Source organism: uncultured Cedecea sp. (assembly GCF_947498825.1).
GTDB lineage: Bacteria > Pseudomonadota > Gammaproteobacteria > Enterobacterales > Enterobacteriaceae > JGM124.
The window spans coordinates 51,954-76,627 of the sequence record NZ_CANMLV010000011.1; the positions used below are offsets into that span (position 1 = coordinate 51,954).

Annotated in this window: 26 protein-coding genes and 1 pseudogene; 14 read left to right on the forward strand and 13 right to left on the reverse strand. The window is 45.2% G+C overall.

Annotated elements, in window-relative coordinates; translation table 11 throughout:
• Positions 1 to 33 precede the first annotated feature (33 nt).
• A complete protein-coding gene (locus Q1A40_RS13050; protein WP_300000728.1) occupies positions 34 to 1,041 on the forward strand; it encodes a substrate-binding domain-containing protein in 1,008 nt (335 codons plus the stop codon).
• 114 nt (positions 1,042 to 1,155) lie between these two features.
• Here Q1A40_RS13050 and Q1A40_RS13055 read toward each other — a convergent pair.
• A pseudogene (locus tag Q1A40_RS13055) lies at positions 1,156 to 1,510 on the reverse strand (transposase domain-containing protein); the annotation flags it as partial.
• 441 nt (positions 1,511 to 1,951) lie between these two features.
• Here Q1A40_RS13055 and Q1A40_RS13060 point away from each other — a divergent pair.
• Genes Q1A40_RS13060 through Q1A40_RS13070 form a run of 3 tightly spaced genes read left to right on the forward strand, consistent with a single transcriptional unit; the run spans position 1,952 to position 4,604 of the window.
• The gene (locus Q1A40_RS13060) at positions 1,952 to 2,242 is read left to right on the forward strand and encodes a helix-turn-helix transcriptional regulator (RefSeq protein ID WP_115466880.1); all 291 of its coding nucleotides are present in this window, start codon (positions 1,952 to 1,954) and stop codon (positions 2,240 to 2,242) included.
• Positions 2,232 to 3,581, forward strand: a complete 1,350-nt coding sequence (locus tag Q1A40_RS13065) for a type II toxin-antitoxin system HipA family toxin (protein WP_300000732.1) — start codon at positions 2,232 to 2,234, stop codon at positions 3,579 to 3,581. Before Q1A40_RS13060 ends, Q1A40_RS13065 begins: the two co-directional genes overlap by 11 nt.
• An 18-nt stretch (positions 3,582 to 3,599) precedes the next feature.
• On the forward strand, positions 3,600 to 4,604 hold the full coding sequence (locus Q1A40_RS13070) for a YecA family protein (protein WP_300000734.1): 1,005 nt from the start codon (positions 3,600 to 3,602) through the stop codon (positions 4,602 to 4,604).
• 119 nt (positions 4,605 to 4,723) lie between these two features.
• Here Q1A40_RS13070 and Q1A40_RS13075 read toward each other — a convergent pair whose 3' ends face one another.
• Positions 4,724 to 5,587, reverse strand: a complete 864-nt coding sequence (locus Q1A40_RS13075; RefSeq protein WP_300000736.1) for a YicC/YloC family endoribonuclease — start codon at positions 5,585 to 5,587, stop codon at positions 4,724 to 4,726.
• A 227-nt stretch (positions 5,588 to 5,814) separates the two neighbouring features.
• Between Q1A40_RS13075 and rph the strand changes: the two genes are divergently transcribed.
• Entirely contained in the window at positions 5,815 to 6,531 is a 717-nt protein-coding gene (gene rph, locus Q1A40_RS13080; protein ID WP_300000737.1) for a ribonuclease PH, read from the forward strand.
• 67 nt (positions 6,532 to 6,598) lie between these two features.
• The gene (gene pyrE, locus Q1A40_RS13085; RefSeq protein WP_300000738.1) at positions 6,599 to 7,240 is read left to right on the forward strand and encodes an orotate phosphoribosyltransferase; all 642 of its coding nucleotides are present in this window, start codon (positions 6,599 to 6,601) and stop codon (positions 7,238 to 7,240) included.
• A gap of 49 nt (positions 7,241 to 7,289) precedes the next feature.
• On the opposite strand, the gene slmA is transcribed toward pyrE, so the two are convergent.
• The 3 genes from slmA to coaBC all read right to left on the reverse strand — a co-directional run bounded on the left by slmA (position 7,290) and on the right by coaBC (position 9,660).
• Positions 7,290 to 7,886, reverse strand: a complete 597-nt coding sequence (gene slmA / locus Q1A40_RS13090) for a nucleoid occlusion factor SlmA (RefSeq protein WP_300000740.1) — start codon at positions 7,884 to 7,886, stop codon at positions 7,290 to 7,292.
• A gap of 120 nt (positions 7,887 to 8,006) precedes the next feature.
• Complete coding sequence (dut, locus tag Q1A40_RS13095; RefSeq protein ID WP_300000742.1) at positions 8,007 to 8,465, reverse strand: dUTP diphosphatase; 459 nt, start codon at positions 8,463 to 8,465, stop codon at positions 8,007 to 8,009.
• On the reverse strand, positions 8,443 to 9,660 hold the full coding sequence (coaBC, locus tag Q1A40_RS13100) for a bifunctional phosphopantothenoylcysteine decarboxylase/phosphopantothenate--cysteine ligase CoaBC (RefSeq protein WP_300000744.1): 1,218 nt from the start codon (positions 9,658 to 9,660) through the stop codon (positions 8,443 to 8,445). The genes dut and coaBC overlap by 23 nt, the downstream gene beginning before the upstream one ends.
• Before the next feature lie 167 nt (positions 9,661 to 9,827).
• On the opposite strand from coaBC, the gene radC reads away from it, so the two are divergent.
• From radC to mutM, 4 genes are all read left to right on the forward strand, one after another.
• Positions 9,828 to 10,490: a DNA repair protein RadC gene (gene radC / locus Q1A40_RS13105; RefSeq protein WP_300000889.1), complete on the forward strand. Its 663-nt coding sequence runs from the start codon at positions 9,828 to 9,830 to the stop codon at positions 10,488 to 10,490.
• A gap of 215 nt (positions 10,491 to 10,705) precedes the next feature.
• Positions 10,706 to 10,942, forward strand: coding sequence for a 50S ribosomal protein L28 (gene rpmB, locus Q1A40_RS13110; protein ID WP_300000746.1), 237 nt, complete (start codon positions 10,706 to 10,708; stop codon positions 10,940 to 10,942).
• Between the two features lie 20 nt (positions 10,943 to 10,962).
• Positions 10,963 to 11,130, forward strand: a complete 168-nt coding sequence (gene rpmG / locus Q1A40_RS13115; protein WP_003024094.1) for a 50S ribosomal protein L33 — start codon at positions 10,963 to 10,965, stop codon at positions 11,128 to 11,130.
• A gap of 168 nt (positions 11,131 to 11,298) precedes the next feature.
• On the forward strand, positions 11,299 to 12,108 hold the full coding sequence (gene mutM / locus Q1A40_RS13120) for a bifunctional DNA-formamidopyrimidine glycosylase/DNA-(apurinic or apyrimidinic site) lyase (protein WP_300000780.1): 810 nt from the start codon (positions 11,299 to 11,301) through the stop codon (positions 12,106 to 12,108).
• Here the strand turns inward: mutM and coaD are convergent, their stop codons facing one another.
• Positions 12,109 to 12,588, reverse strand: coding sequence for a pantetheine-phosphate adenylyltransferase (coaD, locus tag Q1A40_RS13125; protein WP_300000782.1), 480 nt, complete (start codon positions 12,586 to 12,588; stop codon positions 12,109 to 12,111).
• An 8-nt stretch (positions 12,589 to 12,596) separates the two neighbouring features.
• Positions 12,597 to 13,874: a lipid IV(A) 3-deoxy-D-manno-octulosonic acid transferase gene (gene waaA, locus Q1A40_RS13130; protein ID WP_300000784.1), complete on the reverse strand. Its 1,278-nt coding sequence runs from the start codon at positions 13,872 to 13,874 to the stop codon at positions 12,597 to 12,599.
• A gap of 415 nt (positions 13,875 to 14,289) precedes the next feature.
• On the opposite strand from waaA, the gene Q1A40_RS13135 reads away from it, so the two are divergent.
• Genes Q1A40_RS13135 through Q1A40_RS13150 form a run of 4 tightly spaced genes read left to right on the forward strand, consistent with a single transcriptional unit; the run spans position 14,290 to position 18,312 of the window.
• Complete coding sequence (locus tag Q1A40_RS13135) at positions 14,290 to 15,414, forward strand: glycosyltransferase family 4 protein (RefSeq protein WP_300000786.1); 1,125 nt, start codon at positions 14,290 to 14,292, stop codon at positions 15,412 to 15,414.
• Positions 15,407 to 16,204: a lipopolysaccharide core heptose(I) kinase RfaP gene (rfaP, locus tag Q1A40_RS13140; RefSeq protein ID WP_300000788.1), complete on the forward strand. Its 798-nt coding sequence runs from the start codon at positions 15,407 to 15,409 to the stop codon at positions 16,202 to 16,204. The genes Q1A40_RS13135 and rfaP overlap by 8 nt, the downstream gene beginning before the upstream one ends.
• A gap of 35 nt (positions 16,205 to 16,239) precedes the next feature.
• Positions 16,240 to 17,247, forward strand: coding sequence for a glycosyltransferase (locus tag Q1A40_RS13145; RefSeq protein ID WP_300000790.1), 1,008 nt, complete (start codon positions 16,240 to 16,242; stop codon positions 17,245 to 17,247).
• A gap of 54 nt (positions 17,248 to 17,301) precedes the next feature.
• Positions 17,302 to 18,312, forward strand: coding sequence for a glycosyltransferase (locus Q1A40_RS13150; protein ID WP_300000792.1), 1,011 nt, complete (start codon positions 17,302 to 17,304; stop codon positions 18,310 to 18,312).
• Positions 18,313 to 18,345: 33 nt separating this feature from the next.
• Here the strand turns inward: Q1A40_RS13150 and Q1A40_RS13155 are convergent, their stop codons facing one another.
• The 6 genes from Q1A40_RS13155 to rfaF all read right to left on the reverse strand — a co-directional run bounded on the left by Q1A40_RS13155 (position 18,346) and on the right by rfaF (position 24,663).
• Positions 18,346 to 19,287, reverse strand: a complete 942-nt coding sequence (locus Q1A40_RS13155; protein ID WP_300000794.1) for a glycosyltransferase — start codon at positions 19,285 to 19,287, stop codon at positions 18,346 to 18,348.
• The gene (rfaQ, locus tag Q1A40_RS13160; RefSeq protein WP_300000795.1) at positions 19,277 to 20,329 is read right to left on the reverse strand and encodes a lipopolysaccharide core heptosyltransferase RfaQ; all 1,053 of its coding nucleotides are present in this window, start codon (positions 20,327 to 20,329) and stop codon (positions 19,277 to 19,279) included. The genes Q1A40_RS13155 and rfaQ overlap by 11 nt, the downstream gene beginning before the upstream one ends.
• A 1-nt stretch (position 20,330) precedes the next feature.
• The gene (locus tag Q1A40_RS13165; RefSeq protein ID WP_300000796.1) at positions 20,331 to 21,341 is read right to left on the reverse strand and encodes a glycosyltransferase; all 1,011 of its coding nucleotides are present in this window, start codon (positions 21,339 to 21,341) and stop codon (positions 20,331 to 20,333) included.
• Positions 21,325 to 22,494, reverse strand: a complete 1,170-nt coding sequence (locus tag Q1A40_RS13170) for an O-antigen ligase (RefSeq protein WP_300000798.1) — start codon at positions 22,492 to 22,494, stop codon at positions 21,325 to 21,327. Before Q1A40_RS13170 ends, Q1A40_RS13165 begins: the two co-directional genes overlap by 17 nt.
• Before the next feature lie 154 nt (positions 22,495 to 22,648).
• Positions 22,649 to 23,614 carry a lipopolysaccharide heptosyltransferase RfaC gene (gene rfaC / locus Q1A40_RS13175; RefSeq protein WP_300000800.1) on the reverse strand — a complete coding sequence of 322 codons (966 nt, stop codon included), beginning with the start codon at positions 23,612 to 23,614 and terminating at the stop codon, positions 22,649 to 22,651.
• A complete protein-coding gene (gene rfaF / locus Q1A40_RS13180) occupies positions 23,614 to 24,663 on the reverse strand; it encodes an ADP-heptose--LPS heptosyltransferase RfaF (protein WP_300000802.1) in 1,050 nt (349 codons plus the stop codon). The genes rfaC and rfaF overlap by 1 nt, the downstream gene beginning before the upstream one ends.
• Positions 24,664 to 24,674: the final 11 nt, after the last annotated feature.

The following is a 24,674-nucleotide window of genomic DNA, read 5'->3' on the forward strand; positions in this document are numbered from 1 at the left end:
AACATAATAAAGACTCTTACCTGGAGAACCACAATGAAAATGACCAAAATTGCACTGCTTGCCTCTTCTATGATGTTGGGCGGAATGGCGGTAGCCCAAGCAGCACCAGTAAAAATCGCTGTCCTGATGTATGGAAACAAAGCTGAATTCGTGCAACTGATGGAGCGTTATGGCAAAGAGCACCCTGCGGTGAAAAGTGGAGAAGCCGTGCTGACATTTTATGATGGTCGTTATGACGCTTTAGTTCAAAATGATCAAGCAGCGACAGCAATTCAGACACGTACAGACGCCATTATTGTTAACCCAATGGATTTTGAAGCGAACATTGATATTGTTACCAATGCCAATGAAGCAAAAATCCCAGTAGTGGTAACCAATGCTCGCTTAAATACCACGGATATGACCTCTGAAGTTATTTCCAATGATGAATTAGGCGGTTACCTTGAAGCAAAAGCTGTACTGGATAAACTGGATTGTAAAAATAATAAAGTTAACGTGGTCATTATTGAAGGACCAAAAGGAGGTAGTGGCGAGATCCAACGGGGTAAAGGCAATGATAAAGCCATTGCCGAATGTGGTCCTGGCCAAGTCACAGTCCTTGAGCGTAAAACGGCTAACTGGTCACGTGCTGAAGCACAACCTTTAATGGAAAACTGGTTGCAAAAACACCGCGGTAAAATCAATGGTGTTATCGGTCAAAACGATGAAATGGCTTTAGGTGCAATTGAAGCAATCAAAGGTGCTGGCCTGAATGTACAGGATTTTGCTATTGCCGGTGTTGATGGGGTTAGCGATGCTATCCACGCCGTACAGGCTGGTGAAATGGTTTCTATTTTGCAGGATGCCAAGGGACAAATCCAAGGATCGATTGATATCGCTATGCGGGCAGTAAAAGGTGATAGCTATAAACCCCAGTCAGAGATTTGGCAGCAATATGCCGTAGATATGCCGTGGAACAATGGTACTGATAAACATTACTTTATTCCTTGGACAGTAGTAACCACTGATAACGCACAAAAATTATTGGACGACCGTAAGTAAGTATTTCAACGACAACGTGTTAGCAAAAAATCGACAAACAAGCTTGTCGATTTCTCAGATTGCAGACGCATCCCACAGTTTTGTGGGATGCGTTTTTTTATCAGCACCTGGGTTTCCATTGCAATATTCTTCAGTTCCTTTCTGTTGAGTCCAGTGTCCGTCGTCAGCATAAAAGCTCCCGAAGCAATTCGTCACTGAGTCGCTGACGGGCCTGGACAATGGAACTGGCAGAGAGGGGTTCACCTTCCTGCGCACTCAGGATGAGAGCGATGGATCGGCCGCGGTGCAGGCCCATGTCTACAATCAGCCAGACCACGAGTTCTGCAGGGAGTTTACGTTTACGGAGACTGGCTTTATTCGTGGAATCAAAAACCTGAGAAATCCACTTAAGGATAATGGCTAGCTGAAAGCAGGAAAGTGAAGCGGGTTTAGCCTAAGTCTGTGTATCGTCAAGCCGGATCGAAAGCATAAAAAAGCCCCATCAGAGAATTGATGAGGCTATTGTCGTCTATCCATCGGCCCGTTCAACTGAGCATTTTGCTTAACCGATCGGCGTTACCGTAAATCGGGGCATTGATAAATGTTATACCGTTTTGGAAATGAATCTGCTCATTGAGTAGCGGCCTAGACCCTATAAAACTCAACAAATTATCGAAAAGAAACCGCTCAAAAATGCCTGTTTGCCCACCAAACTGCCCACCACTTGCCTATGGATTTTACTAAATTTTAGTGGTTAGCAATGGAAAAACAGTGCCGTTTTTATGCTGCTGTTAGGATTTAAAAATAGCAGTTTAGAAAGGCTTTATCGAGTAATTTTTTCAACACTTCACCCACCGATGGATACAATAATATCCAATTTCTGTTTTATTTCGCTATAATGGATACAACTGTATCCAAATGGTCGTTGCGAATGAATTTTACTTTACTTGATGATACCGATGTCAGCCAAGCCTATGCTGCTTATTTGCGTGAGTTACGCCAACAAGCAAAGTTATCACGAGCGGCACTGGCAGAGCGCAGCTGTGTACCTGCGGCTACCATTAAGAAGTTTGAGTTGACTGGGCAAATTTCATTTCGCCAATTGCTGTTGCTATGGCAGACCCTCGACTCATTGGATAGACTTTATCAGCTCACACAACCTAGCAAAGAACGCGCTGCTATACCCACGAGTATTGATGAGGTGCTAAAAGATGAGTTTTAAACCCATTCAAAAACTCGCCGTAACTCGCACGTTAAGCTCAAGTGAGCAGGTTGCTGTAGGGGTTTTGGCGCAGAATCGGCAAGGCGTTTTTTTTCAATATGCTGACGACTATTTGCAACAGTTTGGCAATTTATCGCCTTTTATCTTACAAGCGAGCACACAAGTTCAAGCCGCACCTAAAGCGCCGCATCAAGGTGTACATGGCGTATTTGGAGATTGTTTGCCCGATGGCTGGGGCATGCTGTTACAAGATCGTATTTTCCGGCAAAAGGGCATCCTGCCTAATCAATTAACGGCGATGGATAGACTGGCCTTTGTCGGTGATAAAGGCATGGGAGCGCTGTCTTTTTCTCCGGTGTCTGAGTTCTCAGCCACGACGCACGCGGATATTGATTTAGCAACTTTGGGCTTAGAAGCACAAACGCTGTTCGATGCTTCAATGTCAGATTATATGGATGATAATCACGATGAGTTAGATGGACATACTCAACACGTGTTGGCTGCATTAGTCGCCGGAGGTAGTTCGGGTGGGGCAAGGCCCAAGGCGCAGATTTATATGTCTGCTGGGGAAATTCAGCATTGTCGAACCTTTGCTCAGCCTGGAGATGAGGCCTGGCTGATTAAATTTACTTCTAAAAATCTCGCGCTCGGGCATGAAGAAGGTTTGTGCGAGGCAGTTTATTTACAAATGGCAGAACTTGCTAAGTGTCAACCACCGCTATGGCAACTCATTGAAGCACCACCTACCAGCGGTGCGCCTGCCTGGTTAGCGCTTAAGCGTTTTGATTATGTCACTGAACAGGCCGACTTAGGCAGCAAGCGCAGTGCAGGTCGCCTGCATATGCACAGCGCTTGCGGGCTGCTGGATGCAGACTTTCGAACGCCAAGTTTAGATTACATTGATTTAATTAAAGCCAGCCGTCAGTTGTGTAAATCGCCAGCGGCTGGACAGCTGCAATTTCGCCGCGCCATTTTTAATCTGCTGTCGTCTAATCAAGACGACCACAGTAAAAACTGGGCGTTTTTGCAAGCGGATGACGGTCAATGGAATCCTGCACCTTTTTACGATGTGACTTACAGCCCACATCCATTCAACGAACACGCCACTGCGTTCGGAGGTTATGGCAAAGCGCCACCGATTAAGGTGATGCAAAAACTAGCGACCAGTGCTGGCTATGGGAGTTGGCATGATGCAAGGCAAGTCATTGAAGAAGTTGCAGAAGCCATCAGCCAATTTACTTATCTTGCAAAGCAGCAAGGGGTTAGCAAAACCACAGTATCTGCAATTGCTAAGACACTAGAGCTGCGCAAACAGGAAAATGCAGCACTTTTTCTATAACAATAAGAAGGGACAATAATGAAGCTCGGTCGAAACGATCTTTGCTATTGTGGCAGTGGTAAAAAATTTAAACGTTGTTGTATGAGCAGCGTTTCCAAGCAATATGCCCAAGTTTTCGATGATGTTGAAGCTATGCTGGCAATGAACCCAAATTTGAGCCTTGATGAACTCAATGCTGCTTTGCAACACAAAGTGCAGGATCGCAATAATCAACCTCATCCCGACTTTTGTGGCGTAACGCCAACGCAAATGGCCAATTGGCTTTATGCGCCTTTTGCTGAATTACAGTGGGTGACATTCAGCACTCCTGACTCTCTTTCTACCAGCCCGGTGATGCGTTATCTAGCGCTCATTCTTGATGAGGCCATGGCCCAAGAAGGTTCCTTCAAAGCCACAAATAAAGGTAACTTACCGACTAAATTAGTCAAACAGGCCAGTGAGTTATTGCCTGAGTTTGCCGTTGCTCAATTCGAACGTGATATAAGCATCAGCGAGTTTGCGGGCAGTAGTGAAGATAAATTTAATGCCTTGCACTACACCAGAGTACTAGCCGAAATTAGTGGCATTATTTATCGGCGAAGCGGTCGCTACCATGTAAAAAAAACAGCGCAAAAGCAGTATCAAGCGCTAGGTATACAGACCTTTTTCAAACCTATGTTAGAGGCCGCCACTAGCCAATATAACTGGGGTTATTTGGACAGTTTCGAATACGATGTCAACTTGCGCACTTTTTGGCTGTTTATGTTGTGGCGTATTCAAAGCCACAACAGTGTGGATCAGCTTGTGAAAGAGGTGATGACAGCGTTCCCTGATCTATTGCGGGCATTCCCTGCCGATGATTACTTCTTGCCAGAAAGAAACTTAAGCATGCTCATCGAATCACGATTTATTGAGCGATTTTTGCAGTTTTGGGGATTTGTGACCATTGACCCAAGACGTTATATAAACGCTGAATCCGTCGCCAGAGTGGTTCAGGTACAGCCTTTATTGAAACAAACTTTTCAATTCACAATAAAAATATAGCAAGGTCATCGTGAGCGAATATCAATACTATAAATTCGAGTGTCTGGATGAAAAATAAAAACCCTGTATTTACAAACAAATAACAGGGTTTCTAAGACATTCTTGGACGGGCAAAAAAACTATTCGATGTTTTGGATCTGCTCACGCATTTGCTCAATAAGCACTTTCAGTTCAATCGCTGAGTTAGTAATTTCAGAATTGATAGACTTAGAGGCCAGAGTGTTCGACTCGCGGTTAAACTCCTGCATCATAAAGTCGAGTCGTCTGCCTACGGCTTCTTTTTTCTTCAGGATGTTATAAGTTTCTTTGATATGGGCTTCGAGGCGATCGAGTTCTTCCGCCACGTCGATACGCTGTGCCATTAACAGCAGTTCTTGTTCGAGTCGGCTATTTTCCAGCTGGATGTCCGCTTCTTCGAGCTTGCTGGTCAGGCGGTCACGCTGCCACTTCAGCACTTCTGGCATATGGGTGCGTACTTTAACGATTTCGGCACTGACGCCTTCCAGACGCTGTTCAATAAGCGTTTTTAAGGCCTGACCTTCGGTTTCACGGGCGATGATAAAGTCGTCCAGAGCACCGTCTAACGCCATGATGATTTCGGCAGCGATGGCATCCAGGTCCTGTTCCTGGGCTGACATCACTCCCGGCCAGCGCAGGACATCGAGCGGGTTGATTTCGCCTTCATCACTTTGCATTTTGACCCACTGGGCGGCTTCTACCAGTTGTTTTGCCAGCTTCTCATTCAGCAGCAAAGAGGTCTGGGCACGGGTATCCGGTTCAAAACGCAAATTGCATTCAATTTTGCCACGCGTCAGACGCGCACGAATACGTTCGCGCGCAACCGGCTCAAGGCTACGAAATTGTTCTGGCATGCGAATATAGGTTTCGAGATAACGCTGGTTTACCGAACGTAGTTCCCAGGAAGCAGAGCCCCACTCACCTTTCACTTCGCGCCGGGCGTAGGCGGTCATACTGCGTATCATAGTCTGTATCCGTTTTAAGCTAATGTTAGGCTGATTATAGCTACGCCAGACGGAATATACCCGTCATACTTCGAGTTACCAGAGTATTGCTTGCGCAAATTCTGCCGAATCAGATGACTGCAGTCCGGTTTTACGCAGCCTCGACAAGGTATTCGAATTATTTTGGGAATCAGCGTCCGAAGTCCGTATAATACGCAGCCACATTCGTTTTAGCCGGAGATGACCCCATGCGTCCATCAGGCCGTCGTGCTGAGCAAGTGCGCCCTGTTACCTTAACCCGCCATTACACTAAACATGCTGAAGGTTCTGTACTGGTTGAGTTTGGTGATACTAAAGTACTTTGCACCGCTACCCTCGAAGAGGGCGTACCCCGGTTTTTGAAAGGCCAGGGAAAAGGGTGGATAACCGCCGAATACGGTATGTTGCCACGCGCCACTCATAGCCGTAATGCCCGTGAAGCGGCAAAAGGTAAACAAGGGGGAAGAACCCTTGAGATCCAGCGCCTTATCGCTCGTTCCTTACGTGCTGCTGTTGATTTAAAAGCATTGGGTGAATTTACTATTACCCTCGACTGTGATGTTTTGCAGGCCGATGGTGGAACCCGAACCGCTTCTATTACCGGAGCCTGTGTTGCGCTGGCTGATGCTCTGAATGCGTTGGTTGCCAGCGGTAAAATCAAAAGCAATCCTATGAAAGGGATGGTCGCTGCGGTTTCCGTTGGTATCGTAAACGGTGAGGCGCTGTGTGATTTAGAGTATGTTGAAGATTCTGCTGCTGAAACTGATATGAATGTTGTGATGATGGAAGATGGCCGGATGATTGAGGTTCAGGGAACCGCTGAAGGTGAACCTTTCTCTCATGAGGAGCTACTGACGCTATTGTCCCTGGCTCGAGGCGGTATTGATACCATCATTAATATGCAGAAAGCGGCGTTAGAAAATTAATTTTTAAAAAGGCGACTGAAGAGTCGCCTTTTTTATATCTGTAAGTCATTTTTTAAGGAGTCAGTAGATGAAACCGTATCAGCGCCAGTTTATTGAATTTGCACTTGATAAACAGGTACTCAAGTTCGGCGAATTTACGCTGAAATCCGGGCGTACCAGCCCCTATTTCTTCAATGCCGGACTGTTCAATACCGGAAGCTGTCTGGCGCTATTGGGGCGGTTTTATGCTGCTGCATTAATGGACTCAGAAGTTGAATTTGATCTGCTGTTTGGCCCTGCCTACAAAGGTATTCCTATTGCGACCACCACAGCAGTAGCATTGGCTGAACACCATGATCGGGATGTGCCTTACTGCTTTAACCGCAAAGAAGCGAAAGACCATGGTGAAGGTGGAAATCTGGTGGGGAGTCCGCTGACAGGACGCATCATGTTAGTCGATGATGTAATTACCGCAGGAACCGCTATTCGTGAATCCATGGAAATTATTGCGGCGCATGGTGCAAGCCTTGCCGGTGTACTGATTTCTCTGGACAGGCAAGAACGTGGCCGGGCTGATATTTCTGCTATTCAGGAAGTTGAGCGTGACTACCAGTGTAAAGTCACCTCGATTATTACTTTGCAGGATTTGATTAGCTATCTGGAAGAAAAACCAGAGATGGCTGATAGCCTGGCGAAAGTACGTCAGTATCGGGAAGAGTACGGCGTATAACTTCCGCTCAGAACGAAATAACAGGGCCTCAGGCCCTGTTATTCAGTTATCAATATAACTGTGCTGCAATCAGTGGCCAGCGCTTATCAAAATCATCGGTTGGCAAATAACGGAAATTGCTGCGGACAAAGCGAGACAGTATACCTTCGCAGTAGGCCAGTAATTGACTTGCCAGTAACGACTCATCATTGACGAACCCTTCACCTTCGCGCACTTTCTTCTCACGCATCACCTGACGTAGTTGAGCCTCAATGCGTTCAAATAACTGGTTGATGCGGTCTTGTAGGCGGTCTTGTTCGAACATTAGCGCATGTCCGGTTAAAATACGTGTCAGTCCTGGATTCTTTTCACCAAAGCCGAGTACTAACAGAACAATCAATCTCAGACGCATCTGAGTGTCTTTTTCGTCTTTAAGTATCAGATTAATACGGGTGATCAGACTGTCTTCGATAAATTCGATCAGGCTATCGAACATTTTCATTTTACTGGGAAAGTGTCGATATAATGCGGCTTCAGAAACACCCACTGACGCTGCAAGCTTTGCAGTGGTAATGCGCTGACTGCCATCACTGGACTCGAGCATTTGCGCCAGAGACTGAAGTATTTCTTCGCGACGATTCCTTCTCGCTGCCTGTTTTTCTGCCATGTTCTAAAATACTCCTGAAAATCACCTTGTCAGGACAGGACATATAACCCGTAGAGCTACAGGTTATATGTGGGCTGTTTTAACGTTATTTATGCGTTATTGTTATATGAATCAGCTACATTACTGACGGCCAGAATGTCCAAAGCCACCTTCACCACGCATACTGGTATCAAACTCTTCGACCAGATTAAATTCCGCTTGCACGACAGGGACAAAGACCATTTGCGCGATGCGCTCACCAGGTTGAATGGTGAAACTATCGTGGCCGCGATTCCAGACCGAAACCATCAGTTGTCCCTGGTAGTCTGAGTCAATCAGCCCAACCAGATTTCCCAGTACAACCCCATGTTTATGACCTAAACCTGAACGCGGTAAAATCACAGCGGCAAGCGAAGGATCGGCAATATGAATTGCCAGGCCGGTGGGTAGCAAAGTTGTCGCGCCAGCAGGCAGTTCTACCGCATTGTCTAAGCACGCGCGCAGATCCAGTCCGGCAGAACCAGAGGTAGCATAAGTCGGAAGTGGAAATTCGTGGCCTACGCGAGGGTCCAAAATTTTAACGTCGATTTTTTTCATCATAACGGATAACGATCTCGTCCAATAAAAGGTGTCCAAGGCGCGCTTTAGGCGCGAAAGGTAAGACTTTGTCGCCTTCCTCCCAGAAAAGGTGCAATGAGTTATTATCGCTATTAAAGCCACTCTCACTATGAGAGACATCATTGGCACAAATCAGGTCGAGTTTTTTACTCGCCCGTTTTTGTCGGGCGTATTCTTCCACATTATTTGTTTCTGCGGCAAATCCTACGACATAAGGGCGATGCTCTGAAAGTGCAGCAACGGCAGCAACAACATCCGGGTTTTTAACCATTTTTATTGTTATTTCATCGCCTTGCTTTTTTATTTTGTTATCAGAAATCGTTGCAGCACGATAGTCAGCAACAGCGGCACAACTAATAAATATATGCTGTCCGGTGATTTTTGCCTGAACAGTATCATGCATTTCTTGCGCAGTTGTGACATCCAGTCGTGTAACTCCCGGTGGGGTAGGTAACATTACTGGACCGGAAACCAGAGTGACATTTGCTCCCCGTGCTGCTGCTGCAATCGCAATGGCATAACCCATTTTTCCGGAGCTATCGTTGGTAATATAGCGTACCGGGTCAAGACGCTCGCGTGTCGGGCCTGCAGTAATCATAATATTCAGATGCTGCAGACTGTTGTTGGCCGGTGAAAAATGTTCTACCGCCAAATCAACCAGAGCGAGAGGGTCTGGCATACGCCCAGGGCCGATATCGCCACAAGCCTGACTGCCACTATCAGGACCCCAGATAAGCACACCACGTGCAGCCAGAGTCGCCAAGTTCTGCTGGGTTACTGCAGCACGATACATTTGTTGATTCATTGCCGGAGCAACAGCGATGGGGGCGGGAGTCGCCAGACAAATGGTACTCAGTAAATCATTTGCCATCCCGGCAGTCATGCGCGCGATGAGGTCAGCTGTTGCCGGTGCAAGCAGCACTAAATCAGCCCACTTACCTAACTCAATATGGCCCATTGCGGCTTCTGCAGCCGGGTCCAGTAAACTGTCTGATACCGGGTAGCCAGATACCGCTTGTAAGCTTAGCGGAGTCACGAAGGCTTTTGCGGCTTCAGTCACTACGACCCGGACATCCGCCCCTCTGTCGCGCAGTCGGCGTACCAGCTCAGGGGTTTTATAAGCTGCGATGCCACCACTGACACCGAGCACAATTTTCTTACCGGAAAGACCAGTCATGTTTTTTTCCGTTGGAAGAATGCAGTTAATAAGCCATTTTATCACAATCCTGTTTACGCGCCTTTTTTCCGTTTCCGAGGCGCTGCTCAAGATTACGCGCAAGCCATCGCACAGAACGAAAGAATGCGCCAGGATAAGCTCTGTTTGCTAAAGGAATGACAAGCATGATGCAGGATATTCCGTTACTACCGCGTGAAAAGCTGTTACGGCATGGTGTTTGTGCCCTGACTGATAGCGAGTTATTGGCGTTATTTTTGAGTACGGGCTACAAAAATATGCATGTGCTGGCGTTTGCTGAGAGTCTGCTACAAGAATTTGGCTCGCTGCATAATTTACTGTCTGCCGATTACTCTCATTTCAGAAATGTACATGGAATTGGTAAAGCGAAATATGCTCAGCTACATGCGATTGCTGAACTGGCGAGGCGTTATTATCATTCTCGTGGTACTAAAAAATTGTCGTTTAATAGTCCCGATAAGGTACTGGAGTATGTTCAGAGCCAGTTAGTGACTGAAGACAGGGAAGTTTTTTTGGTTTTATTTCTCAATAACCAAAACCATATTATCAAATCTGAGCGCTTGTTTAGCGGCACGCTTGGCCATGTTGAAGTCCATCCCAGAGAAATTATTCGCGAAGCGATGAAATCTAACGCGGCGGCGGTTATACTAGCGCACAACCACCCGTCGGGTATTGCTGAGCCAAGTAAAGCAGACCGTATGATAACGTCTCATATTGTCAAAGCCTGCTTATTAATGGATATTCGGGTGCTTGATCATCTGGTAATTGGTCAAGGAGAGTACGTTTCTTTCGCCGAAAGAGGGTGGATTTAGAACAATTCACACGATCCGTAAGGATCTTTGTCTGTTCGGGACTTGAGCACGTGCCTTACTCAGCGTATACTACGCCACCTTTGAGAATCTCGGGTTTGGCATTATGCGCCTGGCACTGTGGTTCGCATTGAACCGCCAGGGACCAGGCTAGCGGCCTGACGAGGCGCCATAACCCTATACGAAGCTCGAGCTAATTTGATTTTTGGAGAATAGACATGTCCCGAGTCTGCCAAGTTACTGGCAAGCGTCCGGTGACCGGTAATAACCGTTCCCACGCAATGAACGCGACCAAACGCCGTTTCCTGCCTAACCTGCACTCTCACCGTTTTTGGGTTGAGAGCGAGAAGCGTTTTGTCACACTGCGTGTATCTGCTAAAGGTATGCGTGTAATCGATAAAAAAGGCATTGATACAGTTCTTACCGAACTGCGTGCCCGTGGCGAAAAGTACTAAGTACTTAGAGGAAATAAATCATGGCTAAAGGTATTCGTGAGAAAATCAAGCTGGTTTCTTCTGCTGGTACTGGTCATTTCTATACCACTACGAAGAACAAACGTACTAAACCGGAAAAACTGGAACTTAAAAAGTTTGATCCAGTAGTACGTCAGCACGTTCTCTACAAAGAAGCAAAAATTAAATAATTTTTGTCAACTTTGTCAAAAACCCGGCTTGCCGGGTTTTTTTATGTCCTCAATTTGAGTTCGTCCTGTTTTTCCTTTCAACCATAGCCCGTTCTGATCTATCAGGCTACTATCACAGCACTGACAGAGCCCTGACTCTGATAGCTTAATCCTTTATACGGGGGAGTTATGCCTGAATTACCAGAGGTAGAAACCAGTCGCCGTGGCATTGAGCCGCATCTGGTTGGTGCCAAAATTTTGCACGCAGTAGTACGTAACGGGCGTTTACGCTGGCCAGTATCGGATGAAATTCATGCGCTCAGTGATAAAACTGTACTCAGTGTCCGGCGGCGAGCAAAATATCTGCTGGTGGAGCTGGTTGATGGCTGGATTATTATTCATCTCGGTATGTCAGGAAGCTTGCGTATTTTGCCAGAGGAAAGTCCTGCCCAGAAACACGATCACGTTGACCTGGTGATGGATAACGGCAAAGTACTGCGCTATACCGACCCTCGACGCTTTGGAGCCTGGCTTTGGGCACCAACCCTGGAAGGGTGCAGTGTATTATCACATCTTGGTCCTGAGCCGCTGAGCGATGAATTTAACCCAAGTTATCTGCAAGAGAAGTCCGCCAGTAAGAAAACGGCGATTAAACCCTGGCTGATGGATAATAAACTGGTGGTAGGCGTCGGTAATATCTATGCCAGTGAATCTTTATTTGCCGCAGGTATTCATCCTGATCGTATTGCGCACTCTCTCTCATCTGCTGAATATAACCGGCTGGTTCTGACGATTAAAGCAGTGCTGACACGTTCTATTGAGCAAGGTGGAACGACGCTAAAGGACTTTCTGCAATCGGATGGTAAGCCTGGGTATTTTGCTCAGGAGCTTCAAGTCTATGGACGGGAAGGGGAGGCCTGCCGTACCTGCGGAACGGCAATCAGTGCCAGTAAACACGGACAACGCAGCACTTACTATTGCCGTCATTGCCAGCATTGATTACTTAAGGCGTTCGAGCAGCGCCTGATGAACATGTTCAGGCAAAAAATGGGAGACATCGCCATGATGACGGGCGACCTCTTTAACCAGTGTTGAAGAGATAAATGACCACTCTTTTGTTGGCATCAGAAAAACGCTTTCCAGCTCTGACATCAAATGACGGTTCATCGAGGCCAGTTGCATCTCATATTCAAAATCGGCGGCAGTGCGTAAACCACGGATCAGAATATTGGCTTGAGCTGTGCGTGCAAAATTGGCCATCAAATCACTAAAACCGACAACTTCAACATTCGGGAGTGCGGTTACCGCTTTCTTTGCAAGAGCGACCCGTTCATCGAGGGTAAATAAGGTATTTTTGCTGGGACTGGCTGCGATGGCGAACACTACCGTATCAAACATCGCAGCTGCGCGTGTCACAATATCAAGATGACCGTTGGTAACAGGATCAAAGGTTCCAGGATAAATAGCACGCTTTTTCATATCAGACCTTAGTGCGTTTTAGGTGGTAGATAGGGTTCCAGCAGTTGCAGTAAGCGCTGTAACGCCCCTTGGTTTTGATAAAGTACTTCAACCGCATGACGACCATAGAAATGGCGATAATCGTCATCAGTCAGCAAAGAGGCAATCTCTTTCACCAGTGATTTATCGTCTGTCACCGTAATCAAACCATCAGCTTGAGACAGGCGGGCACAAATATCTTTGAAGTTAAGAGTATGAGGTCCCATCAAGACTGGAATGGCATGGGCTGCAGGTTCCAGAGGATTATGCCCTCCACGGTCGACCAGTGAACCGCCAACAAAGGCAAGGTCAGCAATACCGTACAGTAACATCAATTCGCCCATGGTATCACCGATAACCACTTGCGTACTGCTGGACGGCACTTCTTTAGAAGAACGGGTGGTAAAGCTTAATCCGGCATTACGTACCAGATTAAGAGCATCTGGAAAACGTTCCGGATGACGAGGAACCAAAATCAGCAACAGGTTCGGGAACTGCTGCAGCAGAGCTTGATGAGCAGCAATAATAATGCTTTCTTCACCGTCATGGGTACTGGTTGCAATCCAGACCGGGCGATGAGGAGCCCACTGACGACGCAGAGTTACCGCTTTAGCGGCTAGCTGTGGTGTGACAGAAATATCAAACTTAAGGCTACCCGTTACTGTCAGCTGGCTGCGCTTTGCGCCTAAAGTAATAAAGCGCTCACCATCTTCTTCATTCTGGGCTGCAATCAAAGTGATGCGCTGTAATAAATGACGGATGAAACTGCCGAGTTTGGCATAACCCGCAGCCGAACGTGCAGATAGTCTGGCATTAGCGATAACTAAAGGAATATTGCGTTTATGCAGAGCGGTGATCAAGTTAGGCCAGAGCTCGGTTTCCATGATAAGTACCAGCTTAGGATCAACTTTGTCTAAAAAGCGATTCAATGCACCTGGCAGGTCATAGGGCAGATAGACATGCTGAACGTCTTTGCCGAATGCCGACATCACACGCTCTGACCCGGTTGGTGTCATCGTTGTGACCGTAATCGGTAATTCAGGATATCGATGTCGTAATGCCCTGACTAATGGAATTGCTGCCAGGGTTTCACCCACAGAGACTGAGTGCAGCATGATTCCGCCTGACTTAAGTGGATGGCGGTAGAAGCCGTAGCGCTCACCCCAGCGTTTACGATATGCCGGAGCTTTACGGCCGCGCACCCACAAGCGCACCCAAATTAGCGGTTGTATAAGGTACAGCAGTGTAGTGTAAAGCAGTTGCAGCATAATACTTGACTGGCAGAATGAAGGTGTTGGGGATTCTATGTATTTAGTCCGGGCATTGCTATTACTTTCCCCGAAATCGACGCTATTATTGCGCTAAAAGGGTATGTTTACATCTATATTTTATTTTTTTACTTGAAAGTTGAATAATATTGGCTGGTTTTTTTACCCAAAATGGCACATTTATTGTTGTTATAGAAATATTATCATTATGTTTTAATTGATATTTACCTGTGACCTGGTGAAATGATATTCATATCGGCTTGTCTTATGATAAATGGTACACTGTCTGCCGCTTAAAAAGGTGTACTGACCAGCGATAGGTTGAGGGTTAGCGTTATCCTCGCAGGCATTGTCAGATGAGTTTACTCATCCACCGCTTGTATCGTTTCGGTTTAACAGGTGCGGATACGAGTCGATGATTATAGCTTTTTGTCTTTATAAATATTTTCCCTACGGTGGGCTACAACGTGATTTTATGCGTATTGCCCAAACGGTCGCAAAACGTGGGCATCGGGTGCAGGTTTTCACTCAGCAATGGCAGGGTGAGCGACCTGATGCTTTTGAAATCACTATTGTGCCGGTTTCGTCAGGAACTAATCATGGACGAAACGCTCAGTATCATCGCTGGGTTCAGACTTATTTGCAGACCCATCCGGTCGATCGGGTGGTGGGCTTTAATAAAATGCCCGATTTAGATGTCTACTATGCTGCAGATGTCTGTTATGCCGAAAAAGTTGAGCGTGAAAAAGGTTTTCTCTACAAACTGACAGGGCGTTATCGGCATTATTCAGCGTTTGAAAAAGCGACTTTTCAGCAGGGCCAAAAAACGGCTCTGTTGATGTTGACTGACGGGCAGATCAACGATTTCAAAAAACATTATCAGACCGAAGACTCTCGCTTTCATATTTTGCCCCCTGGTATTTATCCGGATCGAAAATACAGTAACCAGATTGCGGATAGCCGGCGTATTTATCGCGAGAAAAACGCGCTTACTCCTGAACAAAGGGTCATACTTCAGGTGGGATCCGACTTTAAACGCAAGGGCGTGTCTCGTTCTTTAGAAGCCGTTGCGGCACTGCCTGAGCCGCTTCGTACGCGTACTGTTTTTTTGATTGTCGGCCAGGATAAGCCTGAACGCTATCTGGCACAGGCAGACAAGTTAGGTATTGCCGATAACGTTCGTTTCTTTGCCGGACGTGATGATGTGGCAGAATTAATGGCTGCTGCAGATGTTCTTATCCATCCGGCGGTACAGGAAGCTGCGGGTATTGTTTTACTCGAAGCTATTGTTTCAGGGCTGCCGGTTCTGGTGACTGAAGTCTGCGGTTATGCTCACTATATTGCTAGCGCACAATGCGGCGAAGTGATTGCTCAGCCTTTCGTACAACAGCAGTTAAACAGTGTGCTAAGAAAAGCACTGGAAGATGATGTGACCCGTCGGCAGTGGGCTGATAATGCCCGTCATTTTGCTGATACGGAAGATTTATACAGCTTACCTGAGAAGGTTGCCGATATTATTTTGGATAGTCAGCATGGTTGAATTACAAGCGCCATTTAGTCAACAGTGGCAAGGAAAAGATCCGTTTGTTGAAGCTTTAAAACTGGATGGCGAGGTTTTTCGTGCGCTGGAAACACGCAGAACACTGCGTTTTGAAATGATGGGCAAGGGCTATTTCCTTAAATACCATCATGGCACTACGCTGAAAGAGGTTTTAAAAAACCTGATCTCTTTTCGCTTACCGGTTTTGGGCGCTGACCGTGAATGGCAGGCTATCCACCGACTCCAGTCTTTGGGTGTGGACACCATGACGGGAGTGGCTTTTGGCCAAAAAGGGCTGAATCCTTTACGTCGGACATCGTTTATCATTACTGAGGATCTTTCACCGACGGTCAGTCTTGAAGACTATTGTGAGAACTGGCCACAAAACCCACCGGCAGTCGGAGAGAAGAGAGATATTATTCAGCGCGTCGCAGAGATGGTGCGTGAGATGCACCGGGGTGGGGTTAATCATCGGGACTGCTATATCTGCCACTTCCTGTTGCATCAGCCTTATCAGCAGGGTGTTACACCGTTAAAGATCTCGGTGATTGATTTACATCGGGCACAAATTCGTCAAAAGGTTCCACGCCGCTGGAGAGATAAGGACTTGATTGGTCTCTATTTCTCATCTCTGAATATCGGTTTAACCCGCAGGGATATTTACCGTTTTTTGAAGGTTTATTTTACCTTACCGTTGCGAGATATTTTATCGTATGAATCTGCATTATTTTCACAGGCCACTGAAAAAGCAGAGAAAATCAGGAAGAGAACGATAAGAAAGTCACTTTAGGTTATGGCAAAGTATTTGATGAACGGGCGAAGAAAATGAACATTGATTTTAATAAAGTCATATTACAAAAAATAGAGTTCGATTATTCCGGACCGGCAAAAGCAAAAAAAATTAATATTGCCTACGGTATCGATCGTAATTTTTTATTCGGTGCCGGTATCTCAATAACATCAGTGTTAATTAATAACAGAGATATTGATATCCATTTTTATCTGGTTACCGACTATGTTGATAACGATTATGTCGCTCATATTAAAGCATTAGCCGAAGAGCATCATACTGCGGTCACGATTCTGGTGTTTAATAACGAAAATTTCCACCAGTTACCCAGTACTAAAGCATGGACTTATGCCATGTACTATCGTTATTTTGCTTTTGAATATTTAAGTCATACGCAGGATTCAGTACTTTATCTTGATGCCGATGTGATTTGTAAAGGATCATTAGGTGAGTTAGCAGAGTTAAAATTTAAAAATGAATATGCTGCCATTGTTCATGATGTTGATGACGTTCGGCTAAAATCAGGTGAACGACTCGGTATCCCCGAGCTTTCTAATAGCTATTTTAATTCCGGCGTTGTGTTCGCTAACCTGATTCTCTGGCGTGAATGTGGATTACTGCAAAAAGCGGTTGAAATTCTACAGGATAAACAGCGAGAGCTGCTCTATTTTGATCAGGATGCCCTGAATATTTTATATTGTGGCCATGTCATTGCATTGCGTCGGGATTTTAATTGTATTTATGGTATTGATCATGAATTGAAAATCAGTAACCGCCATGAATATAAGAACTATATTAGCGATGATGCTATTTTAATTCATTATGTCGGTGTCACTAAGCCCTGGCACTGTTGGGCTGAGTATCCGGCAGCAAAATTTTTTATTACCGCTTATGAGCAATCCCCCTGGGCGCAAGAGCCATTACTGAATGCCAGCTCAGCAAAGCTTTATAAACGTAAATCACGGCATGAAAAGGCTCAAGGACGATATCTGCAATCGCTGATAAGTCATGTTATGTATATGAAAAGTAAGTTATTCAAGTAGAAATTTGTACTCTGATTTCTTACTGTCAGATAATAAAATGGATAAGGTGTAAAAATGAATTTTGATTGTCGCCAGGCGATTAAAGAAAAAATAGAGTTTCATGCTGCTCCAGAGGGAAGCACGCCAACATTCAACATTGCCTGGGGCGTTGATAAGAACTTTATGTTTGGTGCAGCAATATCGATGACCTCTGTATTGCTAAAAAATAAAGATCTGGCGATTCACTTCCATTTATTCACCGATTATATCGATGAGGATTACCTGGCTCGTGTCAAAGCGTTGGCGCAACAGCACCAAACGACCATCACCCTTTATCTGATGAATGCGGAAGAGCTGAAGGCATTGCCTTCGGGGATTGCCTGGTCCTATGCGACCTATTTCCGGTTTATCGCTTTTGAATATCTTAGCGATGAGATTAACAATCTCTTGTATATCGATGCTGACGTTATCTGTAAAGGCTCCCTGACTGAATTAAGCCGTTTGTCATTAGAAGGGCATGTTGCTGCCGTCATTCGGGATGTGGTTGAGAGTCGCACAGGTGCTGCCAGACGATTAAATAATGAAGCATTTTCTGATGATTATTTTAATGCAGGTGTGATTTATGCGAATCTACAAGAGTGGAAAGCAAGACGCTGTCTTGAAACTGCTTTTGAAATGCTGATGAATAAAAATAATCACTTTGCTTTTCTTGATCAGGATGTGCTGAATATTATTTTTCAGGGAAAGGTCATATTTTTATCGCGTCACTACGATGAAATTTATGGGATGAAACAAGAGTTAAAAAGCAAAGATATTACCGCGTATAAAAAATTCATTACTCATGAAACGATTCTCATCCACTATGTTGGCGTAACCAAGCCCTGGCATTCCTGGGCTAATTATCCTTCTGCAGAGGATTTTAAACTGGCCTGGCGTGCCTCACCATGGCGTGATGTGCCATTATTGGGTGCAAAAACCCCCAAGCAGTTTAAGAAAAAATCACGTCATGAGCGACTGCAAGGGAAATTTTTTACTTCAGTTATTAGCTACATAGGATATTTAAAAGCTAAGTTACAAAGTAAATGATATCTGAGCTCGCTCCCTGACGGGAGCGATTAATTATTTAAACTTACTGGTTAGATATTTTACATACCACTTGAAAGAGGTCAGATACTGGCCTTTTTTTGCATTCTGCCGGGCATAAACCCGAAAATCGGTTGGCCTCATACGCGAGGCATATGAGCGTAAAGGGGTATGACGCCAAGGCGTAAAGTGCTGATAAAAGATATAAAGTTGCTGTGCTAATCCGGTGTGTTCCAACGACCAGGGTTTTCTTCCACCGGTAAAGTGCATAATGCGTGGTGTCGTATTCTTGTGATAGAAAAAATTTTCTTTTTGTTCGTCATCAAACCAGGTGAAAAGGTAGTTCCAGCGTGGGTCAATAAATTTAACTCGGCCATCCATTACAATATTCAATGCATCCTGGTCCGGGTAGGGTAGGGTTTGACCACGCTCAAAAAGAATCGCATTTGCTTTGTTTTCAATATCATGGTTTAGCCAGTTAGCAACATTAATATAAAGAAAACCAGAATTAAAATAATGACCTTGTTTAAGGCCTAAACGACGGACATTTTTATCATCATGAATATTCAGTGAATCATGGCCAACGGCGCAAATGACTTCACTGATATCAATATCATTAATCGCGCTTATATCATCGAAACAGAGCGTATCGGCATCGAGATAGATAAATTTTTCCACTTTTCCGGCGAGCAAACGTGGTACTGCCAGCCGCATATAGATTGAACGGTTAAGGTGCTTGATGGCTAAGTTTTCATCATATTTTTCAATGTCCTCTTTCTCTATCTTCTGGACATGAATACGTTCACTGGTGGTTTTTAGCTTGGCGATATCCGCATCGCTGACATCGTAGACAAAAACATAGAATGTCAGGTTCAATTGTGGATTATTCAGTAATACTGATACCACTGATGTCGCAACATATTCCAGATAATTGGCATCGGTGCACCAGGCCAGGTTTATGACAGGGTTATTTGCCATCTATAACAGTCTCTTCTTCGTTACACAACAGACGATCAACTGCCTCATTAACGGCTTGCACCGGTATCCAGGTGAGGTACTTCTGGCTACGATCGAGGTCTTTTCTTTCCGGCATTGGATGATAATCACCGGCCCAAACCACAGTTGCTTTATCAGACCAGGGACGCCATTGTAGAGGCTTAGTGGCACCAAACAGACTGACTTGAGGTTTATCCAAGGCTGCGGCCATATGCATAGGTGCCGAATCAACGCCAATATACAATGTAGCATGGTCAATTAAGGCTGCCAGCTGCAAAAAAGTCGTTCTACCCGCGAAAGTCAGGTCAGGAGCTGTTTTGCAGAGTGATGCAATGTGTTGTACTTGTTGTTGCTCTTCAGCTGCTGGCCCACAGGTAAGATAGACCCTGAGTCCTTTTTGATGCAGATGATCAATCACTTCGGCAAATTTGTCATCATCCCAGCACTTAAAAGCTTGGCGTGATGTGGGTTGAATTACCACATAGCGCTGAGATTCCAGCGCAGGAACTTGCGTCACTAATGCCTGCCAGTCACTGCTACGGTAGCTTAATAGCATCTCTTTCTTGAGTTCTGAGTCATTAAATCCCAGACCTTTTAAGATAGAAAGATTCTGTTCTACAACGTGTGTACCCTCGGCATCTGTCACTTGCGTGAAGAGTTTATCCCAGCGCGGTTTGCCACGTTTAATAGAGACAGAGTGGCGATTTAGTGAAGCGATCAGTAGAGCAATTGACCACTGGGCGGTCAAATTAATCACTAAATCATACTGATTCTCTTTCAGCTGAGTGTGCAGTGAGCAGTAGTTTTTAATGGTATTTAACAGACCCGCTTTTTTTTCTACTAAGTAGAACTGATTAACTCGTGAGTCAGCGGCCAGAATAGCCTGGGTATCTTTATAAAGAAGTAAATCTATTTTAGCGTCCGGGTAGCGGGCTCGCAGACTTGCAATTACCGGCGTGATCAGCAGTACATCGCCATAAAATTTGAGTTTACAAATTAAGATCCTTTTTACATCTTCAGTCATCTTAATTTTCCTTCTTTGATATCGGCTTGTTTATTATTTTTAACAAATAATAATTAAGCTTAGAAATAAACGAATCTAAAGCGGGATGCTGCATTTTTTTTAGTACTTTTTTATCAATGACTTTTAGGTCACCATGATTTAATACTGACTGAATATCACTGAGAACTTCATGACTATAATGATAATAACCTTTTGTTTTTCTAATTATTTTCCTTCCTTCAAGAAAACAATTAACCATCATATAAGTTGCAATAGTACGTAAATGATTTTTATCTTTAATGAAATCGCTCATTTTTCGCATTGCGAAGAAAATATTATCAGCATCACTCTCTCGAATATTTTCAGTGATACCAGAAGTATTTATTCTGTAATAATAGAGATTAACATCTATTTCTATTATTGCGCGGCACTTAAAGTATTGAAATGGAACAAAAATTAAATCCTCATAGCGACGATTCACTTCGAACAGATCGTTGGCGAGAATATCACGATGAAATATTTTATCTACCAAATGCCATTGGGATGCATGGAATGTTGGAATAAGCGGCGTATAGTCGTCTGTGATAGTGATTTCTTGTTGCTTAAGTTCATTGATAGCGCATTGTTTCTGAGAGAACAGTTTGTCAAAATTACGTGTAATCTTAAATCTCACCAGGTCATACTTTTCTTGACGTAATAAAGGTAACAATACGGCATAATAGTCCTGGCTGATAGCATCATCTCCATCTATGAACGAGATATATCTTCCGCTGGCATTAGCCAAACCAACATTACGTGCAACGGCCACACCTTGATTATTCTGCTTGATGTATTTTATTTGATGTGTCGGAGCAGTACGACAGAAATCAGCTATTTTTTCATCAGTTTTATCAACAGAACCATCATTAATGATAATAATCTCCACTTCATCGGTCAGTCCAACTAACAATGATGAGAGTACGGAAGCAATGAATTCAGCATTATTATAGGTAGGTAGAATAATGCTGAGCAGAAAATCAGGTTTTTTTATCATTAATTGATCCCTTTGGGGCGCATGGTACCAGCATTAAGGCGAAACATAATGCCAGTATGCTACTCAAGGACTCCCCTTTGGCATACAGCAATAAGTCACTCAGACCATAAATCGCTATCGCACCAGTGACAACAAATAACACGATATTTCTCTGAATACAGGCAGTATAAATTGCGGCGATATAGAAACCGAGTAGCAGTATTACGCCAAAGGTACCCTTTAATGAAAAGGTATCGATAAGCTCATTGTGTAAATGAACGTTCAGATAAGTTGTGGCTCCACGCAGACGGGTATCCTGTTTTGCTGCTGCCCTGATAGTATGGCTTCTTTGCTCAAGAGACTGGCCAAACGGATTTTCCTTACCGGCAATAATCCCGGCTTCCTGCATCGCAAATCGAGCGCCAATAGAGGTTTTGCTATTTTCATTATTATAGGCATGCAGGTCGGTCTGGAAATTCGCATAACGTTTTTCTAGCATCGATTTTAGTGGCAGCATTGCCATTATGCCAAGAAGCAGAAAAGCGATTGCGGAACGGATCAGGGTAACTTTGTCATGGCGATAGTGTAGTAAAAACAGGCTGATGCTGAGCAGAGGATACACCAGTATAGCGGCGCGGGTTTGCGTGAGTGTAATGGCGAAAAAAGAGAGTGCGAAATGTATAAGATAGAAAGTAACAGCGATATTTTTTCGAAAATGCAGTAACGCTTGTGAGGCAAGCAATGCCATTAACGTCAGTGTATAGGCTGTTCCTGTAGCTGGCTGAAAACCCAGAGCAACACGATAACCTGTCATATTCACTGAGTTAACACTGAAGTATTTATAACAGACCCATGCATAAATGGCTAATGCCAGAAAAATAATGAAGTAATTGATAAATCTTGCTATCACAAGACAGAGTGGGGGCCTGATACTGAGTGCAGCCACTATCACAGAAGCAAAAATCATTGCCTTCCCGACATTCTGGTACGCGCGATAGGCCCCCAGAAAAGGCGTACCGGATTGTTTAAACATATGCACCCAAATAACCTGCATCAGGCCAAAGGCGAGCATTGTTGCCGGTAAAATTAATAACCGTTTATTTTCAAATATGCGTTGAAAATTTGCGCAGCAAAGTATAAATGAGAGCATAGCGGTAAAGGTAAAGATCTTCATCGCCTGATCGGGGTTAATAAACAGCCAGCTATATGAAAGCAGGCAGAAAAAATAACAAAATACCGTAATGACCTGAAATGTCAGCGGGTATGCAGAATGAGCGGGATAGTTTACAGCACGACATAAAGGCATAATTTTATTTTCAATTTATTTGTTATGGAGCGAATTGTTGGAGTCGTTCTTTTACTTGTTCCGCAGATATGGATGACATCTGTTTGTCTTGACTGATTAATGCCTGTTGGTTGAGCCCATAACCACCGATTAAACCCGGATCTGTTGGCCCGTACAGCGTAATATTGGGTCTTGCCAGAGCAGCTGTAAGGTGACTTAACCCGGTATCAACGGAGACAACAAATTTAGCGCCCGCCAGAACTCGGGCCACCTCTTCAAGGCTCATACGCGGTAAAACGTCAACAAAGTTATAACCCTCCGCCAGTCTTTTTGCCCGAGCTTCTTCGTGAGGTGCTCCCCATGGCAGCTTAACCCTTAAACCACTCTCCGCCATTAATCCCAGAAGATCTCGCCAGTGTGTTTCTGGCCAGTGTTTATCATCTCTGGTGGTGGCGTGTAAGAATATGGCATAGTGACCAGCGCTGTCATTCGGAGGGGTCGGAAAGTGGCCGGCAATTGCATAATCACCAGACTGTGTCGGTTTGGTATAACCGAGGCTTTTAGCGAATAACTCTCGAATGCGCTCTACCGCATGCTGCTGCCAGATGACACGATGGCGGTGGTTATAAAACAGACTGGCTAAAGGTTCTCTGGCGCTATGCCAGTCGAGGCCATGTTTACTCCCTAGCGCCTTACGAGTCACCAGGGCTGCACTTTTAACCAAGCCCTGTGCGTCAATGACACAATCATAATTTTGGCTGTGTAGCTCTTGATAAAAGCGTTTACGGTCAGCACGATTTTCAGCAGAGAACCAATTCTTACGCCAGCGACGGATGGCAACCGGTATCACTCTGTCTACTGCCGGATGCCAGGAAGGGATTTGTGCAAATCCTTCTTCTACTACCCAGTCAAAACGGATCCCCTTTAGTGCTTGCATCGCATCGGTCAGGGCGGGAAGCGAATGCAGAACGTCACCCATTGAAGAGGTTTTAACGATAAGAACCCGCATTAGTTATCCTTACTGGAAGTCAGTAAATCAGTTAACGCACTCAGCACGCTATCCGGAGTAATATCAATCAAACTCTGATGATAACCCTCTGCCCCGTCACCTTTACGGACTTTCAGGTAACCCTCAATGAGACGAATCACTTTCGCGTGGTGCGAGAGTGGTGGGGTGAAGTCAGGACTGCTTGGGCCATAAAGGGCAACTAATGGACGACCGAGTGCTGCGGCAATATGCATCAAACCCGAATCATTGGTGACAACCCCCTGACAGGCGGAAAGCAGAATAACCGCCTGTTCAAGTTGTGTATCACCTGCAAGATTACGACACCAGTCTTGTTGTGAGGGGGTCAGCATTGCCAGAATATCGTTACCGGCTTCTCTGTCTTTAGCTGAACCAAAGAGGACAACCTGATACCCGCTGTCGATAAGCTTTCCGGCAAGTGTTGCATAGTGATAATGCGGCCAGCGTTTCGCCGGACCAAATTCTGCGCCAGGACAAAAACCGATAATCGGCCGGGTTCTGTCGAGTGAAAACAGGTTACAGAGGCGTGTTTGTTCATCTTCCGTCACGCTAAGTTTTGGCCATAACAAGGGCTGCGGTAAGTCTTTGGCTGATGTTATCTGCGACTTGTCATAGCCCAGCGCCACATAACGCTGCACCATCAAGGGGAAGGCGGGTTTATCTAAAACACGAATGTCATTTAACAGGCCGTAACGCATTTCGCCTCGCCAGCCAACACGTTGACTGATGCCGGCAAAAAAAGGTACCAGAGCAGATTTAAACGAATTGGGTAATACATAAGCCCTGTCATAGCCTTTGTTGCGCAGGCTGTGCCCCAGTCGTCGACGTTCGCCGAGCGCCAGAGCGCCATGCCCTAGTGGCATAGCAATAGCTTCGTTGACTTCAGGCATTCGCGCTAACAAAGGACGGCACCATGCAGGTGCCATCACATCGATTATCGCCTGGGGATAACGCGCCTTGAGCGTACGGTACAGACTTTGTGACATCATCATGTCACCCACCCATGACGGGCCAATCACCAGAATTTTCATGTGTTATTTAG

Bases quoted from the DNA above. Each gene is read 5' to 3' on its own strand.
- Q1A40_RS13150 (WP_300000792.1), top strand. From the start codon at position 17,302: ATGAATTTTGATTGTCGCCAGGCGATTAAAGAAAAAATAGAGTTTCAT.
- Q1A40_RS13165 (WP_300000796.1), bottom strand. From the start codon at position 21,341: ATGATAAAAAAACCTGATTTTCTGCTCAGCATTATTCTACCTACCTAT.
- mutM (WP_300000780.1), top strand. From the start codon at position 11,299: ATGCCTGAATTACCAGAGGTAGAAACCAGTCGCCGTGGCATTGAGCCG.
- rpmB (WP_300000746.1), top strand. From the start codon at position 10,706: ATGTCCCGAGTCTGCCAAGTTACTGGCAAGCGTCCGGTGACCGGTAAT.
- rfaC (WP_300000800.1), bottom strand. From the start codon at position 23,614: ATGCGGGTTCTTATCGTTAAAACCTCTTCAATGGGTGACGTTCTGCAT.
- Q1A40_RS13075 (WP_300000736.1), bottom strand. From the start codon at position 5,587: ATGATACGCAGTATGACCGCCTACGCCCGGCGCGAAGTGAAAGGTGAG.
- Q1A40_RS13070 (WP_300000734.1), top strand. From the start codon at position 3,600: ATGAAGCTCGGTCGAAACGATCTTTGCTATTGTGGCAGTGGTAAAAAA.
- Q1A40_RS13065 (WP_300000732.1), top strand. From the start codon at position 2,232: ATGAGTTTTAAACCCATTCAAAAACTCGCCGTAACTCGCACGTTAAGC.
- Q1A40_RS13135 (WP_300000786.1), top strand. From the start codon at position 14,290: ATGATTATAGCTTTTTGTCTTTATAAATATTTTCCCTACGGTGGGCTA.
- coaD (WP_300000782.1), bottom strand. From the start codon at position 12,588: ATGAAAAAGCGTGCTATTTATCCTGGAACCTTTGATCCTGTTACCAAC.
- Q1A40_RS13050 (WP_300000728.1), top strand. From the start codon at position 34: ATGAAAATGACCAAAATTGCACTGCTTGCCTCTTCTATGATGTTGGGC.
- dut (WP_300000742.1), bottom strand. From the start codon at position 8,465: ATGATGAAAAAAATCGACGTTAAAATTTTGGACCCTCGCGTAGGCCAC.
- Q1A40_RS13155 (WP_300000794.1), bottom strand. From the start codon at position 19,287: ATGGCAAATAACCCTGTCATAAACCTGGCCTGGTGCACCGATGCCAAT.
- Q1A40_RS13170 (WP_300000798.1), bottom strand. From the start codon at position 22,494: ATGAAGATCTTTACCTTTACCGCTATGCTCTCATTTATACTTTGCTGC.
- Q1A40_RS13145 (WP_300000790.1), top strand. From the start codon at position 16,240: ATGAACATTGATTTTAATAAAGTCATATTACAAAAAATAGAGTTCGAT.
- rfaQ (WP_300000795.1), bottom strand. From the start codon at position 20,329: ATGACTGAAGATGTAAAAAGGATCTTAATTTGTAAACTCAAATTTTAT.
- rfaF (WP_300000802.1), bottom strand. From the start codon at position 24,663: ATGAAAATTCTGGTGATTGGCCCGTCATGGGTGGGTGACATGATGATG.
- waaA (WP_300000784.1), bottom strand. From the start codon at position 13,874: ATGCTGCAACTGCTTTACACTACACTGCTGTACCTTATACAACCGCTA.
- rfaP (WP_300000788.1), top strand. From the start codon at position 15,407: ATGGTTGAATTACAAGCGCCATTTAGTCAACAGTGGCAAGGAAAAGAT.
- rpmG (WP_003024094.1), top strand. From the start codon at position 10,963: ATGGCTAAAGGTATTCGTGAGAAAATCAAGCTGGTTTCTTCTGCTGGT.
- slmA (WP_300000740.1), bottom strand. From the start codon at position 7,886: ATGGCAGAAAAACAGGCAGCGAGAAGGAATCGTCGCGAAGAAATACTT.
- pyrE (WP_300000738.1), top strand. From the start codon at position 6,599: ATGAAACCGTATCAGCGCCAGTTTATTGAATTTGCACTTGATAAACAG.
- rph (WP_300000737.1), top strand. From the start codon at position 5,815: ATGCGTCCATCAGGCCGTCGTGCTGAGCAAGTGCGCCCTGTTACCTTA.
- radC (WP_300000889.1), top strand. From the start codon at position 9,828: ATGCAGGATATTCCGTTACTACCGCGTGAAAAGCTGTTACGGCATGGT.
- coaBC (WP_300000744.1), bottom strand. From the start codon at position 9,660: ATGACTGGTCTTTCCGGTAAGAAAATTGTGCTCGGTGTCAGTGGTGGC.
- Q1A40_RS13060 (WP_115466880.1), top strand. From the start codon at position 1,952: ATGAATTTTACTTTACTTGATGATACCGATGTCAGCCAAGCCTATGCT.